12 protein-coding genes are annotated in these 15,802 nt (G+C 34.5%); 2 read left to right on the forward strand and 10 right to left on the reverse strand.

From position 1 onward, the window contains the following. Positions 1-56: 56 nt before the first annotated feature. The 10 genes from NSS71_RS12560 to dnaE all read right to left on the reverse strand — a co-directional run bounded on the left by NSS71_RS12560 (position 57) and on the right by dnaE (position 14,440). The gene (locus NSS71_RS12560; protein ID WP_047941864.1) at positions 57-1,376 is read right to left on the reverse strand and encodes an extracellular solute-binding protein; all 1,320 of its coding nucleotides are present in this window, start codon (positions 1,374-1,376) and stop codon (positions 57-59) included. 128 nt (positions 1,377-1,504) lie between these two features. Continuing rightward, entirely contained in the window at positions 1,505-2,284 is a 780-nt protein-coding gene (locus NSS71_RS12565) for a response regulator transcription factor (RefSeq protein ID WP_047941863.1), read from the reverse strand. A gap of 1 nt (position 2,285) precedes the next feature. Continuing rightward, entirely contained in the window at positions 2,286-4,028 is a 1,743-nt protein-coding gene (locus NSS71_RS12570; protein WP_341151737.1) for a sensor histidine kinase, read from the reverse strand. 183 nt (positions 4,029-4,211) lie between these two features. Continuing rightward, positions 4,212-4,610 (reverse strand): FxsA family protein, encoded by a 399-nt coding sequence (locus NSS71_RS12575; protein ID WP_047941861.1) that lies wholly within the window; start codon positions 4,608-4,610, stop codon positions 4,212-4,214. Positions 4,611-4,825: 215 nt separating this feature from the next. After that, positions 4,826-6,586, reverse strand: a complete 1,761-nt coding sequence (pyk, locus tag NSS71_RS12580; RefSeq protein WP_047941860.1) for a pyruvate kinase — start codon at positions 6,584-6,586, stop codon at positions 4,826-4,828. Between the two features lie 117 nt (positions 6,587-6,703). Further along, a complete protein-coding gene (gene pfkA, locus NSS71_RS12585) occupies positions 6,704-7,669 on the reverse strand; it encodes a 6-phosphofructokinase (protein WP_217275753.1) in 966 nt (321 codons plus the stop codon). Positions 7,670-8,413: 744 nt separating this feature from the next. Next, positions 8,414-9,367, reverse strand: coding sequence for an acetyl-CoA carboxylase carboxyl transferase subunit alpha (accA, locus tag NSS71_RS12590; RefSeq protein WP_341151738.1), 954 nt, complete (start codon positions 9,365-9,367; stop codon positions 8,414-8,416). After that, positions 9,361-10,230 carry an acetyl-CoA carboxylase, carboxyltransferase subunit beta gene (accD, locus tag NSS71_RS12595; RefSeq protein ID WP_047941858.1) on the reverse strand — a complete coding sequence of 290 codons (870 nt, stop codon included), beginning with the start codon at positions 10,228-10,230 and terminating at the stop codon, positions 9,361-9,363. Before accD ends, accA begins: the two co-directional genes overlap by 7 nt. Positions 10,231-10,299: 69 nt before the next feature. Further along, entirely contained in the window at positions 10,300-10,920 is a 621-nt protein-coding gene (locus tag NSS71_RS12600) for a FadR/GntR family transcriptional regulator (RefSeq protein ID WP_082138306.1), read from the reverse strand. A 157-nt stretch (positions 10,921-11,077) separates the two neighbouring features. Continuing rightward, a complete protein-coding gene (gene dnaE, locus NSS71_RS12605) occupies positions 11,078-14,440 on the reverse strand; it encodes a DNA polymerase III subunit alpha (RefSeq protein WP_341151739.1) in 3,363 nt (1,120 codons plus the stop codon). A gap of 460 nt (positions 14,441-14,900) precedes the next feature. Here dnaE and NSS71_RS12610 point away from each other — a divergent pair, with 460 nt between their 5' ends. After that, positions 14,901-15,233 carry a YtrH family sporulation protein gene (locus NSS71_RS12610; RefSeq protein ID WP_016202788.1) on the forward strand — a complete coding sequence of 111 codons (333 nt, stop codon included), beginning with the start codon at positions 14,901-14,903 and terminating at the stop codon, positions 15,231-15,233. Beyond that, complete coding sequence (gene ytrI, locus NSS71_RS12615; protein WP_047941855.1) at positions 15,234-15,743, forward strand: sporulation membrane protein YtrI; 510 nt, start codon at positions 15,234-15,236, stop codon at positions 15,741-15,743. The last annotated feature ends 59 nt before the right edge of the window (positions 15,744-15,802 follow it).

A 15,802-nucleotide genomic window follows, 5' to 3' on the forward strand; every position in this document is an offset into this window, starting at 1 on the left:
TATCTTTTAAATAGTGGAATCCACCTTTTTTTTCGATAGATTCCACCCATTCTTTATTATTCTTCTTCCGCTAAAGCTTGCTCTTGTTTGGCTGTAAATTCTTTTGGTGCTGCCTGACCGCCAAATAGTGATTGGATCATATCTAAGTGCACTTGTGCAACACTAGAGCTCATTTGAACATCTGCATATAATGTTAAATTAGAAGCATTTCCAAGGTCATTTAAAATATCGATATACATTTGATCTAGTTCAATATTGGAAGTGTCTACAACTGTCGCTGGAATTACACCTGCATCCTTAACAGAATTTTTGCCCCATTCTTCTACTAAATATGCGACAAATTTTTTCGCTTCGTCTTTTACCTTTGATTTTTCAGAAACAAATAGTCCAACCCCAGGGCCACCTACAAAACTGTTTATGTCTCCTTTTCCGCCTACATATGTTGGAAACTTAAAGTATCCTACTTTATCTTTAAATTCTTGCGTAACATCTGGGCTTGTTGTATAGTTTGGCAATTCCCAAGTCGCCATTAAATACATAGCTGCTTGTTCATTCATAAAGTACCCTTTTGCCTCATCATTTGAAAGACCATTAAACCCTTTGACAAATCCGCCCATATCTACTAATTTTTTTACTTCTTCGGCTGCTTGAACAAGCGCTGGGTCTTCAAAGCTTCCAGTACGATTAATTGCATTCGTTAACACTTCAGGCCCACCAATTCTATCTGCAAGATACATATACCACATAGAACCAGTCCAACGGTCTTTATTACCTAAAGTAATTGGTGTAACGCCGTTATCAGCTAACGTTTTAACAATATTTAAAAACTCATCATACGTTGCAGGAACTTCTAAATTATATTTCTCAAAGATTTCTTTATTGTAATAAACAGGTGTGATATTTAATTCAAGTGGAAGACCATATGTTTTCCCATCCATAGCAAATGCCTCTGTTGTACCTGCAACAAATTGGTCTTTAAAATTGCTATCAATTATATCATCTAACGGAGCAAACATTTCTCCTTTAACGAACGGCTGCATATATCCTGCTGCCCATGTCACCCCAATATCTGGTAGTTCATTTGAAGCTGATAATACTTTAATTTTATCTTTATATTGCTCGTTTCCAAGAATTTCTGTCTGAATTTTTACATCTGGGTGGTCTTTTTCATACTGTTTAATGATATCGTTTACAATAGTGTACTGTGCTTTTGAACTTCCCTCTGGCCAAAGATGCATGAATTTAATCACTGTTTTATCTCCATTTTTTGAAGCGTTTTCATTTTTGGAAGATGTGGATGAAGAACATCCTGCTAAAACTAAAACCAGCAATAAAGCAACAGATAGACATGCTGACAGTGCTTTTCTATGAAACATTTAAACTACCCCCTATACTTTCCTTTTTAATTATTCCTTCTAACAATCTAAAGTCTATCATTAATGATTTTTCTAAAAAAGGTAACAATGATTAGGAAAAGTTCTACTATTTTTAGAAAGCCCTTTCATTATTTTTCGTTATTTATTTTTCGGTAACCGCTCGGTGTTATTCCTTCTAATTCTTTAAATATTTTAATAAAATATTTGGCCGTTTTGTATCCTGACTCTTCTGCAATATCCGTAATGGAAAGTTTTGTGGAGATAAGTAGATTTTTCGCATGCTGAATTCTTCTTCTGGTGATATATTCACTAAACGTTAACCGAATCTCTTCCTTAAACAGCACACTAAAATAACTTGGATTCAAATACACATGGGCGGCTACGTCACGTTGTGTCAATTCCTCATTTAAGTGATTATCAATATATTGCAAGGCTTTCTGGATTGGCTCTCTTACTGATTCATTTGTTACTCTTGCATCAATCAGCTTATTATCAACTACTCTTGAGATAATATCATTTCTGTCTTTATCTCTATCAATCTTAAGAGCATCTTCGACGGCTTCTATTAATTTCTGTTTACTAATTGGCTTTAATAAATAATTAATAACGCCTAAGCGAAGAGCTTCTTGCGCATATTCAAATTCTGAATATGCTGAGATAACAATAACAACAGGCAGATGTTTTTGGCTTTTGATAGTTTTCAACATCGTTATTCCAGTTATTTTAGGCATGCGAATATCTGTTAGAAGAATATTTATTTTTTGTTTTTGCATTATATCAATGGCCGATTCTGCATTTTCCGAAATTAAAATTTGATATTGACCGCTAGACCAATTCTCTAGTGCTTTTTTGATTCCTTCTCTCGATCTCGGTTCATCATCAACAATCAATATTGTTTTTGCATGCATCTTACATACCCCCATCTTTTGGAATTTCAAAAGAAATGAATGTACCTTTATTCTCCATACTTTCTATCATTAATCCCTTTTGCTGTCTTTCCTGATAATAGAGCGTAAGCCTTTTATATACATTAGAAATAGCCATTCCCTTACCTGTGATTGAAGTAATTCCTTCCTTTTCCATCGATTCCTTAATCTGCTTTAATTTAGACTCGCTTATGCCAATTCCATCATCTCTAACTATTACCTTTATGTTATTATCTATCTCTCCTTGTTGCACAATAACGTCAACAGTACATTGTCCTACCTTATTCTCTGCTCCGTGCAGGACAGCATTTTCTACTAATGGTTGTATTAAAAATTTGGGGATTTTCACTTCTTCAAATACCTTTGGAAGCTGTATTTGCCAATTCAGTTGTTCTCCAAATCGCATTTTCATTATTTCCATATAGTCTTCAATATGGGCAATCTCCTCTTTTATGCGAACCCACTCATCCTCTGTAGATCGTGAAATGGTATAGCGAAATAAATTAGACATGGTAACAACGAGTTCGGCTAATTCTTCTTCGTCATTTTCCTCTAATGACCAATGGAGAGCATCTAATGTATTAAATAGAAAGTGAGGATTAATTTGTGCTTGCAAAGCTCTTAATTCACTACGGTTTCGAGTAATTTCTTTTTGATAAACCATGGTGATTAAATGGTTTGTTTCTTTTACGAGCTGATTGTATGTACTATTTAATTCATTTATTTCATTTACAGAGGGAATCTTTGGTGTCAGCGGCAAAGACCCTTCACTTGCAAATCTCATTGTGTTCGTTAAGCGGATAATCGGGCGAGTAATCATGTTAGAAAGAAAAAAAGAGCATACAAAGAAAATCATTAATCCAATTATGCCAGCAAGAAGAATGCTTGTGCGCACAACCGTTATGCCTTCCGTTAGCGTCTTATAGGGAGTTAAAATAAGGACAGTCCATCCTGTCATATACGAAGAATTTTTCGTAATCATGTAATCCCTTTCATTTATCTGCACCGTTTTTTTCTTAGTCTGTAAAATGAACTCACTTGATTGCTCATAATTAGTAATAATCGGTTTACTTAATTCATCTAAAAGAATAAAATACTGATCCGTTTTGTCTGTTAATGTTTGATTAGCAAACTGAAAATAATTAGCATAAATACTAAAGAGTAAATACCCTCCATTTGTAAAACTGCGATTAATTAAATTTACTCTTCTTATAGCAAGAAAATAATTGCTGTCATTTGGATCTTCTCCAATCCAAACTAGACTTCCCTTTGCTTGGTCCGCTTTTTCTACCCAATTAGCATACAAATCGGTCATTATTTTTGCATCATCAAGTGGTAGTATTCGTTCCTGTTCCCTGGTAAATAATTGAAATGAAAAAATCCCATCAGAATTGGCTGTAACTGTATTAACAGTGCCCATTAATTCTTGTTTTTCATAGAAGGTCACTTTCTTTTGTTCGTATTCCTTTGTTAGCAGCTTTTGTACTTTATCATTCGTCGCCGCTAATTTCGAGGCCATATTTAATTGCTCATACAGTGTCTCAATTCTTCCACTTGCTTCCACTGCGACTTGCTGAATTTGTTTTTCTGCATTATTTTCTAATAAAGTAGATACTTGATTAAATATCAATATACTTACAAATAAAAGCACGACTATCATTACGGATAAAAATACAAATAAAATTTGATTTCGGAGTGTATTCCATTTCCTTAATAAGCTGAACATAGATTTTTATCGCCTTTCGCCCCATTTGCAACTTATTATACCAAAAATCCTTTTTACTTTGTTTATTCATTATACAAATAAACATAATAATTATTCTGCTATCTAAAATTTTTATCTTTTATTTAACCAAAAAAAGAGCCTGACTATTTACAATTGTAAAAAATTCAGCCTCTACTTTTATTCTTATTTATATGAATGGATAATGGTAACTCGATTTCTCTTTTGCAGCTTTCTTTGTATATTTCTTATAAATAAATTCTTTCCAATTCTTCTCGTTGGCGGAAATAGAATAAGGACACCTGCAATATCTGTTAAAAATCCTGGAAACAGCAATAAAAGCCCGCCAATAAGAATACAAAAGCTATCTAATATCGCATCTCCTGGCATGATTCCCTGATTTATTTGCATTTGTACATTACGTATCGCCTTTAAACCTTGTTTCTTCAGTAAAATACCGCCTAGAATTCCAGTGCCTATTGCAATAATTAAGGTTTCTGGTATACCAATTATGTTTCCGGCTATCAGAAAAACCACAAGTTCAATTAGTGGTAATAGCAGCAAGCTGATCATAAAATTTCTCAAATTGTCACCATCCTCCTTTTCATTTCCTTTTTTTATTATACCTTTTTTTTATCTGGTCTGATAGTAAGCTGCCTTCCTTTTCCCTGTTAAATAATGTAATAACGCGTTGCTGCTTATAGTCGATACCTTGGATATTTAAGAACTGAAAAAGAAGAGTAGCCATTGCCTAATGATTATTAGGTATAGCTACTCTTCCAATTTTTATGCTTTACAGATTAAAGTACGCTCGCATGTCCGCTATATACGTAGCCGCTACGAGAATCAACTGTAATATCTAAGCCATCTTTTAAGATGCTAGTTGCGTTTTCTACTCCTACAATAACAGGAATTCCAATATTTAATCCTACAACCGCAGCATGACTTGTTAAGCCACCTTCTTCAACGATTAAGGCACTGCATTTTTCTAATGCTGGTACCATATCGCGATCTGTAGCATTTGTTACAAGAATCGAACCGAAATTAACTTTATCTAGTGCTTCTTTTGCACTAGTAGCAATTACTGCTTTACCAAAGGCTGTTTTGCGGCCAATTCCTTGTCCTTTAGCAAGTACATCGCCAATTACATGGATTTTCATGATGTTTGTTGTACCTGCTTCTCCCACAGGAAGCCCAGCAGTAATCACAACTAAATCACCATGTGTAACAATTGAGCTGTTAACACCTTCTTGAACTGCTACATCTAGCATTTCATCTGTTGATTCTGATTTTTGGCTAAGACGTGGATATACTCCCCAAACTAGCGCTAATTGTCTTTGAATTTTTGCATCATATGTTACTGCAATAATTGGAGCTTCTGGACGATATTTAGAAATCATTCTTGCAGTATGACCACTGCCAGTTGGTGTGATTACTGCTTTTACTTCTAAATTTAACGCTGTATGAGCAACAGATTGTCCGATAGAGTCTGTAATAGAATGCTCTGAATCTTTGCTGCGTTTTGAGAGGATTTCTTTATAGTTTAATGCCTCTTCTGCTCTTGCTGCAATATTATTCATTGTTTGTACTGCTTCCACAGGATATAATCCTGCAGCTGTTTCTCCAGAAAGCATAATAGCATCTGTTCCATCAAAAATTGCGTTTGCTACATCACTTGCTTCTGCACGAGTTGGACGTGGGTTACGCTGCATAGAATCAAGCATTTGTGTTGCTGTAATAACAGGTTTTCCTAATGTATTACATTTTTTAATTAGCATTTTTTGAACTAATGGTACTTCTTCAGCAGGAATTTCTACCCCTAAATCTCCACGAGCAACCATTAGCCCATCAGAAACCTCAAGGATTTCATCAATATTATCCACACCTTCTTGGTTTTCGATTTTAGGTATGATATGGATATGAGAAGCATTATTATCTTCTAATAATTGCTTAATTTCTAGAACATCAGATGCACGACGAACGAAAGATGCTGCAATGAAGTCAATTCCTTGTTCAATACCAAAAAGGATGTCATTTGCATCTTTTTCCGTGATACCAGGAAGATTTACAGCAACACCAGGTACGTTTACACCTTTTTTATTCTTCAAAGTCCCTGAATTTAATATTTTTGTATGTATTTCTCCAGCAGCTTTGTCTATTTTCGTTACTTCAAGGCCGATTAAACCATCATCTAATAGAATTTTGCTACCTGGCTCCACATCATCAATTAAACCTTCGTAAGTAACAGAGAATTTCTCTGTAGTACCTTCAACTTCTGTCATAGATACGATAATATCATTACCAGCAACTAGTTCAATAGCGCCATCCTTCATGTTGTTTGTTCTAATTTCCGGACCTTTTGTATCTAAAAGAATCGCGATATTGTTACCAGTAATTTCAGCAGCTTCACGAATGTTTTTTATTCTTGCTCCATGTTCTTCAAAATCACCATGTGAAAAGTTAAGGCGTGAAACATTCATTCCAGCTTCCATTAATTGCGTTAATTTTTCTACGCTTTCACTTGCAGGACCAATAGTACATACAATCTTCGTTTTACGCATTAATAATAACCTCCGATAAATATTAGTAAAAAATAATAGCGAACTAAAACAGCATTTTAGGAATTTATGGATGATCTAATCATAAAATGCACTAGATAATCATAAATTCCTACTGATTTAAATGGATAATTCTTTTGATAAGTGATATAAATTATTATCAATCGTATGTTTACGTGCTAACGCTTCAATGATATCATAATCAACCAATTGATTTTTTTCGATACCAACAGCTCTTCCACCTTTTCCTTCTACTAAAAGCTCAACTGCATATGCACCTAGACGACTAGCTAACACACGGTCTTGGGCTGTAGGTGATCCACCACGCTGCATATGTCCTAACACAGACACACGAGTATCGAAATCTGTATTTTCTTCAATCAATTTACCGATTTCAACACCGCTGGCTACTCCTTCAGCTACGACAATAATACTATGCTTTTTACCACGCTCTTGACCTTTTTTCAATCTGCCTACAATTTCCTCCAAGTTAAAGCCTTCTTCTGGAATAAGAATTGTTTCAGCACCACCAGCTAAACCAGCCCATAATGCGATGTCTCCAGCATTTCTTCCCATTACCTCAATGATGAATGTTCTCTCGTGAGATGTAGCTGTATCACGGATTTTATCAATCGCATCAATAACTGTGTTTAATGCAGTATCGAAACCGATTGTGAATTCTGTTCCTGGAATATCATTGTCAATTGTTCCTGGAACTCCAACACAAGGGTAACCTTGTTCTGTAAGCGCCTTCGCACCCATATAAGAACCATCTCCACCAATGACAACTAGTCCATCGATATTATGTTTCTTTAATTGCTCAATCCCTTTTTGTTGTCCTTCTTTTGTTTTAAATTCTTCACAACGTGCAGAGAAAAGGAAGGTTCCACCACGATGGATTATATCACCAACTGAACCAACTTCTAATTTTCTGAAGTTGCCACTAATTAGCCCAGCATAACCACCAACTACCCCATATACTTCCACACCATGGAATATCGCTTTACGAACTACGGCTCTAATAGCTGCATTCATTCCTGGTGCGTCACCGCCACTTGTTAATACACCAATTCTTTTAACTGTCAATTTCCTCACCTCATAATTTCATTAACAAATAAATTATGTAGCATAACATACATATACTATTATATAACAAATTACTTGTCTGTAACATTTTTCACAAAATTTACATATATAATTTATGTAATGCTAACTTTTGTAAATTAATCAAGAAATTGGCTTTTCTCTATTAATTTATCTTGCATTTATCCAATTATCCATTAAACAATTCTACCATATCATGAAGAATCGTGTATCTCAACTTAATATGAAAAAAAAATAAAAGACGGAATAATCAGCAAAATGCAAACGTTTTATCTATCGCTATTTTTGTAGCTATTTCCCCTTATCGCAAACTTTAAACCTATTAACTGGCATTCAGAAAAGAAAAATCATAAAAATAGTGTTAATAGTTTTAAAATAAAATAAAATAAAATAAAATAAAATAAACATTTTTTATTCTGCAAACTACATTTTTACCTTCTTACCGCATTTTCATACCAATAAAAAGAGAAGAAAAAACAAAAATACTTCCTAAATTGGATCGGACAAACGTTTTCCGCTATTTGATTATGTATGTTTAGAATAGAACTCGTCCATTACGTTATAATCAAACGATGCACTGGATGGGAAATTAGAGCCTTTATGACGCATAAAAAATGAATAAAAACCCCCCAACAATCATACGAAATAGTTTTACTATCTCCGCATAATTATGGGGGGTTATCTTCGCTTGGAATATTTATTCTTAGTCTCGTTTAAAAACTCTTATCAATGATTTAAATAGATACCCATATTTTTAAACTTAGCATAGCGGTGATTCACAAGTTCTTCCTTTGTCATTCCTTTTAATTCTTTCAGAGATGCATATAATACTTCATCAATTTGTTCTGCTTGTTCTTTTATATTATGGTGTGCTCCACCTTTTACTTCCTTAATGATGGAATCAATAATGCTTAACTCTTTTAAGTCTGGTGCAGTAATTCTCATTTTTTCAGCTGCTTGTTTAGCCTGCCCAGCATCTTTCCATAAAATAGATGCGGCTCCTTCTGGTGTAATAACTGAGTATGTGGAGTTCTCTAGCATGTGAATATGGTTACCAACGCCAAGTGCTAAAGCACCACCACTACCACCTTCTCCAATTACAATACAGACAATTGGGACTTCCATCGATGCCATTTCAAATAAATTTTTGGCAATAGCTTCACTTTGTCCTCTTTCCTCTGCAGCTTTACCAGGGTATGCACCTTTTGTGTCAATAAAACAAATAATGGGACGATTGAACTTATCCGCTTGCTTCATTAGACGCAGGGCTTTTCGATATCCTTCTGGATGAGGCATTCCAAAATTTCTGCGAATATTTTCCTTTGTATCTTTTCCTCTTTGATGGCCGACAATCGTTACTGGTAATCCTTTGTATTTCGCAATTCCACCTACAATTGCCTCATCATCTCCAAAGCCTCTATCTCCATGTAATTCGATAAAATCGGTAAACAAATGGGGAATATAGTCAAGGGTCGTTGGTCTATTTGGATGTCTAGCAATTTGAACTCGATCCCAAGGCTTCATATTATCGTATACATCTTTTTCCAATTTTTTTAAGCGTATTTCTAATTTTTCAATCTCTGTACTTAAATCAACATTTGCATTTTCCGAGAAGTCTTTTAATTCTTGGATTTTATCTTTCAATTCATTAATTGGTTTATCAAAATCTAATCCTACCATTCTAATTCACCACCTGTTTGATGCATTTCAAGCACGAGGCTAAGCTTCTCTTTTAATTCTAATCTAGGTATTACCGCATCTAATTGACCATGCTTTAGTAAAAACTCTGCCGTTTGGAAGTCCTCCGGAAGCTCTTCTCCTATCGTTTGTTCAATAATACGACGTCCCGCAAAACCAATTAATGCACCTGGTTCAGCAAAATTATAATCTCCAAGTGAGGCAAAGCTTGCAGAAACGCCTCCTGTTGTTGGGTGGGTCATAATGGTAATATATAAACCGCCATTATCGCTAAATCGTTTTAATGCTACACTTGTTTTCGCCATTTGCATAAGACTTAGCACGCCTTCTTGCATTCTTGCTCCACCAGAAGCCGTAAAAATTATAAAGGGTACCGAAAGCTCATCAGCCTTTTCGACAGCGAGGGTAATTTTTTCTCCAACTACTGAACCCATACTTCCCATCCGGAAAGAAGAATCCATTACAGCTATTACTACTTTTCTGCCATTTATTTCGCCTGTTCCTGTAACAACAGCTTCATTCATATTCGTTTTTTTAATATCGCCGGCAATTTTATCTTCATAACCAGGAAACTGCAAAGGATTTCCGGTTCTCATTTCTGCATTTAGCTCAACAAAAGTTGCTTCATCCAAAATGCAATTCATTCTTTCATAAGCCTTCATAGGCAGATGATACCCACAGTTTAAACAAACCTTATGATTCTTCTGTAATTCACGTGTATACATTATTTTCTTACAATTAGAACATTTTGTCATAATCCCTTCTGGAACTTCATTCTTTGATAATTCTGAAGGTAATGTTGCATACTTAAGTTTTTTTGATTTCGAAAATATTCCCTTAATCAATATGGAAACCTCCCCATAAGTAACAATTTAGATTTGAATCGGATTCCTATCATTTCCAAGCACCAATAATCAGTTGAAATTATTGTAATTACTAAATACACTCCATAATTGCATTTGATTCTTTTTTTTTAATGAATCTAAAAGAAGGAGGTAATCCTCCCTCTTCCATTCTTTCGCAGGAATTGTTAGTGAATGATAATAGTCATTTAAAATAGTCCATAAACGATGGACCAAGAAATTATCAGCTATTTTAATGATTTGAAAGAAAAACTCACTTTCTGATATTTCTCGTTCATTTACCAACTGTTTTAAATGTGCCAATTCATCTTCTGTAATTTTTTCCATGGCAATATATAGAGCATTTAATTGAATATAGTTCTTTGTTTCCAAAACGTCTTGTTTTGCTTTATCATTCTGCAATATAAAAGTACTGATCAATTCTACTAATTTATGACCTTGAAAATCACGAAGAAAGGTTCCTTCCCCTTTTCTTGTTTCAATCAGCCCAAGCAGCTCTAATGCTCTCAGAGCTTCCCTGATGGATGATCTGCCTGCATGCAGGGTTTCACTCAATACTCGTTCAGAGGGAAGCTTGTCCCCTGGTTTCAGGCCGTTTTGATCAATCATTTCTCGTAAATGATTCACGATATCCACATATAATTTGGATTCTTTTGAAGATGATTCATTCACCTTATGTCATCACTCACTTCTTTCTTGCCTTTTTTGGCAATGTTATAAGAAAATAAATAAAGTATAAGTACAAAATATCCAATCCAAAAATTTAGGCTAAGTGGTCTGACCAGTCAGCTTATTAAACAATATAACAACTTTTTAAAGTTGTAAAGTTTTATTCGGATAAGAAAACGCGATTAGTACCTAGTAAAGTAGATAATTCAGCGATACATTCCTTACTTGGTGAAATTTTATATTCTTCGTTTAAAACGATGTTTTTTCCTGTTTCTTCATAATGAATAATAACTGGAGTAGTTCCCGGGAATTTTCTCATAACCGCCAGTAACTCTAATCTTTGGTTCATCATATGCTTCTCATTCATCACTTTAATAAACAACTTATGTTCCTTTTTAGAAAGTGACTGGACAATCGTCCTCATCGATTCAACTAATTGAATAACAAATTGTTTACTGCCGTTTCTTTCTTCACATTTCCCTTCCAAATATACAATTTCACCCGAGTTAAGCAGACTTTGATATTTCTTAAAAATAGTTGGAAATATAACACCTTGCATTTCTCCGCTCTGATCACTCAGCTGGATAAATGCCATCGGCTCCCCTTTTTTAGTGCGAATGATATTTATTTCTGTTATATAGACAATGCTTTTATGTTTTTTTCCTACTTCCATTCCATTAATAGCAATGGTTTGCAAAGTTGCTTGATACGGCTTATAGATAGACACAGGATGGTCTGATAAGTAAAATCCTAAGGCATCTTTTTCTAAAGCTAATTTATCTTCCACTCTGAGTGGTTCTACTTCTACATATTTCGGTTTAAAAAAGAAATCATCCTCACTAAATAAATCATTTTGCTCTTCATCCTCTGGATGAACTAATTGGGCGTGCTGTATGGCTACATCAATAGATGCCAGCAAAATAGCACGATCTACTCCGAATTCATCGAAGCTTCCGGAATAAATAAGCATTTCCAAGACTCTTCTGTTAACCGTCTTCGGGGAAACTCGTATACAAAAATCAAACAAATCTTCAAATTTTTTCTGACTTCTCGCCTTTAATATTTCTCTTAATACATTTCCGCCAATACCTTTTATGCCTGCTAAGCTATAACGGATTTTATCCTTTTCTACACGGAAAAAGTAATTACTTTGATTAATAGAAGGCGGAGTCAATTCAATATTCATCTGTTTTAACTCTTGAATATACTGAATTATTTTCCCTGTGTTTCCAAGGGAAGATGTTAATAGTGCCGCCATAAAATACAGGGGGTAGTTTGCTTTTAAATAGGCAAGCTGATAAGCAATCATACTATATGCTACTGCATGACTTCTATTAAAACCATAGTTGGCAAAACGCACAATTAACTCATATATTTCATTCGCTGTTTTTTCATGATATCCTTTTCTTTCTGCTCCTTTTACAAAATGAATTCTTTCTTTTTCCAGAATTTCCTTTTGTTTCTTACTCACAGCTCGTCTTAACAAATCCGCCTCTCCTAGTGAGAACCCAGCCATTTTAGAAGCGATTTGCATAATTTGCTCTTGATAAACAATCACTCCATAGGTGCTCTTTAGTATCTCTTCTAAATCAGGATGATAATAGTTAATCGATTCTTTGCCATGTTTTCTATTGATGTAATGCGGTATATTCTCCATAGGTCCAGGACGGTAAAGCGCATTAACAGCTACAATATCTTCAAAATTAGTTGGCTGTAACCTCTTTAATACATTGCGCATTCCTTCTGATTCCAATTGAAAGATCCCTGTTGTATCTCCTCTACTTAATAGCTTGAAAACATTTGGGTCATCAATTGGTATTTTTCTTATATCTATTCTTTTCTTTGTTGCTTTATAAAGCATATCAAGAATAGCTTCAATAAAAGAAAGATTTCTTAAACCAAGAAAATCCATTTTCAATAAGCCAAGTTCCTCTAAATATTCCATGCTATACTGTGTTAAATAAATATCGTCATGACCACCTTGAATCGGAATAATATCAACAAGGGGCTGTTGACTAAGAACCACGCCGGCAGCATGGGTTGATGTATGCCTTGGAAGCCCTTCGATTTTACATGCAGTATCAAATAGTTTTTGATTTCGAGGAGATGATTCAACAAATTGCTGCAAACGGATGGATTCTTGATAGCTTTGTTTGAGATTAACACCTAGTTTAGATGGGATCATTCTTGACAGTTCATCCAACTCTTTAACAGATAAGCCAAAGGCTCGCCCAACATCGCGCAAAGCTGCTTTAGCAGCAAGCGTACCAAAGGTAATAATTTGCGCAACATGCAGCTCTCCATATTTATTTTTCACATATGAAATAACTTTATCCCGTTTATTATCAGGAAAATCAATATCGATATCTGGCATGGAAATTCTCTCTGGATTTAAAAATCTTTCAAAAAGCAATTGATATTTAATAGGATCTATATCTGTAATATGTAAAACATAGGCAACGATTGATCCCGCAGCTGACCCCCTTCCAGGACCTGTTAGAATTCCGTTCTCTCGCGCAAACTTCATAAAATCCCAAACAATTAAGAAATAGTCACTATAATTCATTCTCCCAATGATGTCCAATTCATATTCCAACCGTGCTGTGTGTTCTGGAGAAGGATGAGAATATCTGTCATTTAAACCAGCCATACATAATTCTCTTAAATAACTAAGAGCATTTTTTCCTGCAGGTACAGTATATTTAGGTAAGGTAGCAAGTATGCCATTCATTTCAATCTGACAAGACTCTCCTACCTTCCATGTGTTTTCCAGAATATCTGGTTGATCATTGAATAATGTGATCATTTCTTCTTTGTTTTTTAGATAATGCTGATTAGAACTCCATTCATCTTGCTCTATATCGGAAAGCTTCTCCCCATTTTTGATTGCCTTTAAGCATTCATAAGCAAAATGGTCCTCCTCCTCCAGGTAAAATACATTATTTGTTGCTACCAGCTTGACTTTTTCTTCAGAAGCTAATCTGAGTAACTTTTCATTTAGTGCATCTTCCACCGCAATGCCGTGTCTTTGAATAGATAAAAAGCATTGACCAGGTTCAAAAATGGACTTCCATAGCATTAATGTATTTCTTGCTGATTCCGTATCATCCCTCAGTAAATTTTGTTCAATCTCCCCATCAAATCCAGGTGAGATTGCAACGAGACCTTTAGCATAATGCTTTAACCATTTCACAGGAATTCCCTGTGGATTTTTTGTTTGAACAGCACTCGTAATTTTCAATAAATTTTTAAATCCTAGACTAGTTCTAGCTAATAAGACCAATGGATAAACATTATCTTCTTCCCATTCACTTATTACATCTACTGTTAGTCCGATAATCGGTTTTATCCCTTGCTTTAATGATTCTTTATAAAAAGAAGCTGCACCATACATCACATTGCGATCTGTTAAAGCAATAGAACGATAGCCATGCTTTTTAGCATTTGTAACTAACTCTTTTATCGAAAGCGTGCTAGATAAAAGGCTATATGCACTAGATACTTGAAGATGTATAAAAGACATAAATTAATTCACCACTTTTCTTAAAAAATTTTTTTCCTTATAACAAAAAAATATATAAAAATGCTAGAGAAGGTGTCATTTTTTCTTTATTTACAAACCTTTTTACCACTTTAAAGGCTATTCCCTTAAAAAAGCAATCATTGTTATTCTATCTTATTAGTTTGCCTCAAAATAAAAGACTTTTTCCTTTCATTATAGATGTTCACAGCAAAAAAAGAAAATATGTTCTCTTTATTAAGGAATGACGTGAAACTTCAACACTTGTATAATTGACCTTTAAATTCATTCATAAATGCAATAGATTGTCCATAATAATAAGAAGAAGAATAGAAGATTACAAGATATGAGAAAAATATACAACCGTGAGAATAAATATTTTGCTCTATGGAGAAGACTTCATTCTATTTGATTTGTTGCCTGCTTAGAAACAAAAACTAATAAAAGTTAGAGAGGTAAACGTATGAATCAACAACCATTCTTCCCTACCTTCATCGAAAGCTACTTTATTGCCTTAGGGGTAATTTTAGGAGGCGCACTTTTAGGTGGACTTGCTGCATTTCTAACCGGAAAACCACTCCTTACTGAAATCATACGCATTTCTGGAATCATCAAAATTTGGGCGATTGTTACAGCGATTGGCGGGACCTTTGATGCTATTGATACGATTGAAAAAGGAATCTATGATGCTGGCACAAAAGACCTATTCAAACAAATCTTATTAATCGTTTCTGCTTTCGGAGGAGCTCATACAGGCATTACAATTATTAAGTGGATTACACAGGAGTATATATAAATGAGAATTCCACCATATTATAAAAATCAGGCTGTACAACGTTTTTTTGCCGGAATGGTTATCGGTGGAGTAATCAGTTGGTGTATTTTTGTCTTTATTTTTGGTGTATGGCAGGAACGATATAGCTCGGAAATTAAAACACAAAAAGCAACTATTGAGGATTTAGAAAGAGAGAAAAAAATATGGCAAGAGGAATTTGCTGCACAAAATAAAACGACCGAAGAAAAGCTGACAGTGGAGGATATCGTTGTAAAGATAAACAATACAGATAAAGAAAAATATGATATTAAACCCTTTAATGCCTTAGAAATGGAAGATGCCATTAAAGAAGATTTATCGACCATTATTGCAAAAGACCTCGATATGGTCTATAAAAGTCGCGCACTGTTAAAAAAGTCGATTGAAAACAAAGTAGTTGTTTCCGATAAAAAGCGTTATAAATTTAAAGTAACAGAGTTGATTATTTATACAACGGTTCATGTCGAATTAAGAGTCACCTTTGGCGATTAAAAAGAGGTGCAATCCATTATAACGTAACGGATTGCACCCTTTTTCTTTCTTGTTGAATA

Source organism: Niallia sp. FSL W8-0951, assembly GCF_038006525.1.
In the GTDB taxonomy this organism is placed as follows: Bacteria; Bacillota; Bacilli; order Bacillales; family Cytobacillaceae; genus Niallia; species Niallia circulans.

Excerpts from the sequence above, each read along its gene's own strand:
- NSS71_RS12560 (WP_047941864.1), bottom strand. The coding sequence starts at position 1,376 with ATGTTTCATAGAAAAGCACTGTCAGCATGTCTATCTGTTGCTTTATTG.
- NSS71_RS12565 (WP_047941863.1), bottom strand. The coding sequence starts at position 2,284 with ATGCATGCAAAAACAATATTGATTGTTGATGATGAACCGAGATCGAGA.
- NSS71_RS12570 (WP_341151737.1), bottom strand. The coding sequence starts at position 4,028 with ATGTTCAGCTTATTAAGGAAATGGAATACACTCCGAAATCAAATTTTA.
- pyk (WP_047941860.1), bottom strand. The coding sequence starts at position 6,586 with ATGCGTAAAACGAAGATTGTATGTACTATTGGTCCTGCAAGTGAAAGC.
- accA (WP_341151738.1), bottom strand. The coding sequence starts at position 9,367 with ATGGTAGGATTAGATTTTGATAAACCAATTAATGAATTGAAAGATAAA.
- dnaE (WP_341151739.1), bottom strand. The coding sequence starts at position 14,440 with ATGTCTTTTATACATCTTCAAGTATCTAGTGCATATAGCCTTTTATCT.
- NSS71_RS12610 (WP_016202788.1), top strand. The coding sequence starts at position 14,901 with ATGAATCAACAACCATTCTTCCCTACCTTCATCGAAAGCTACTTTATT.
- ytrI (WP_047941855.1), top strand. The coding sequence starts at position 15,234 with ATGAGAATTCCACCATATTATAAAAATCAGGCTGTACAACGTTTTTTT.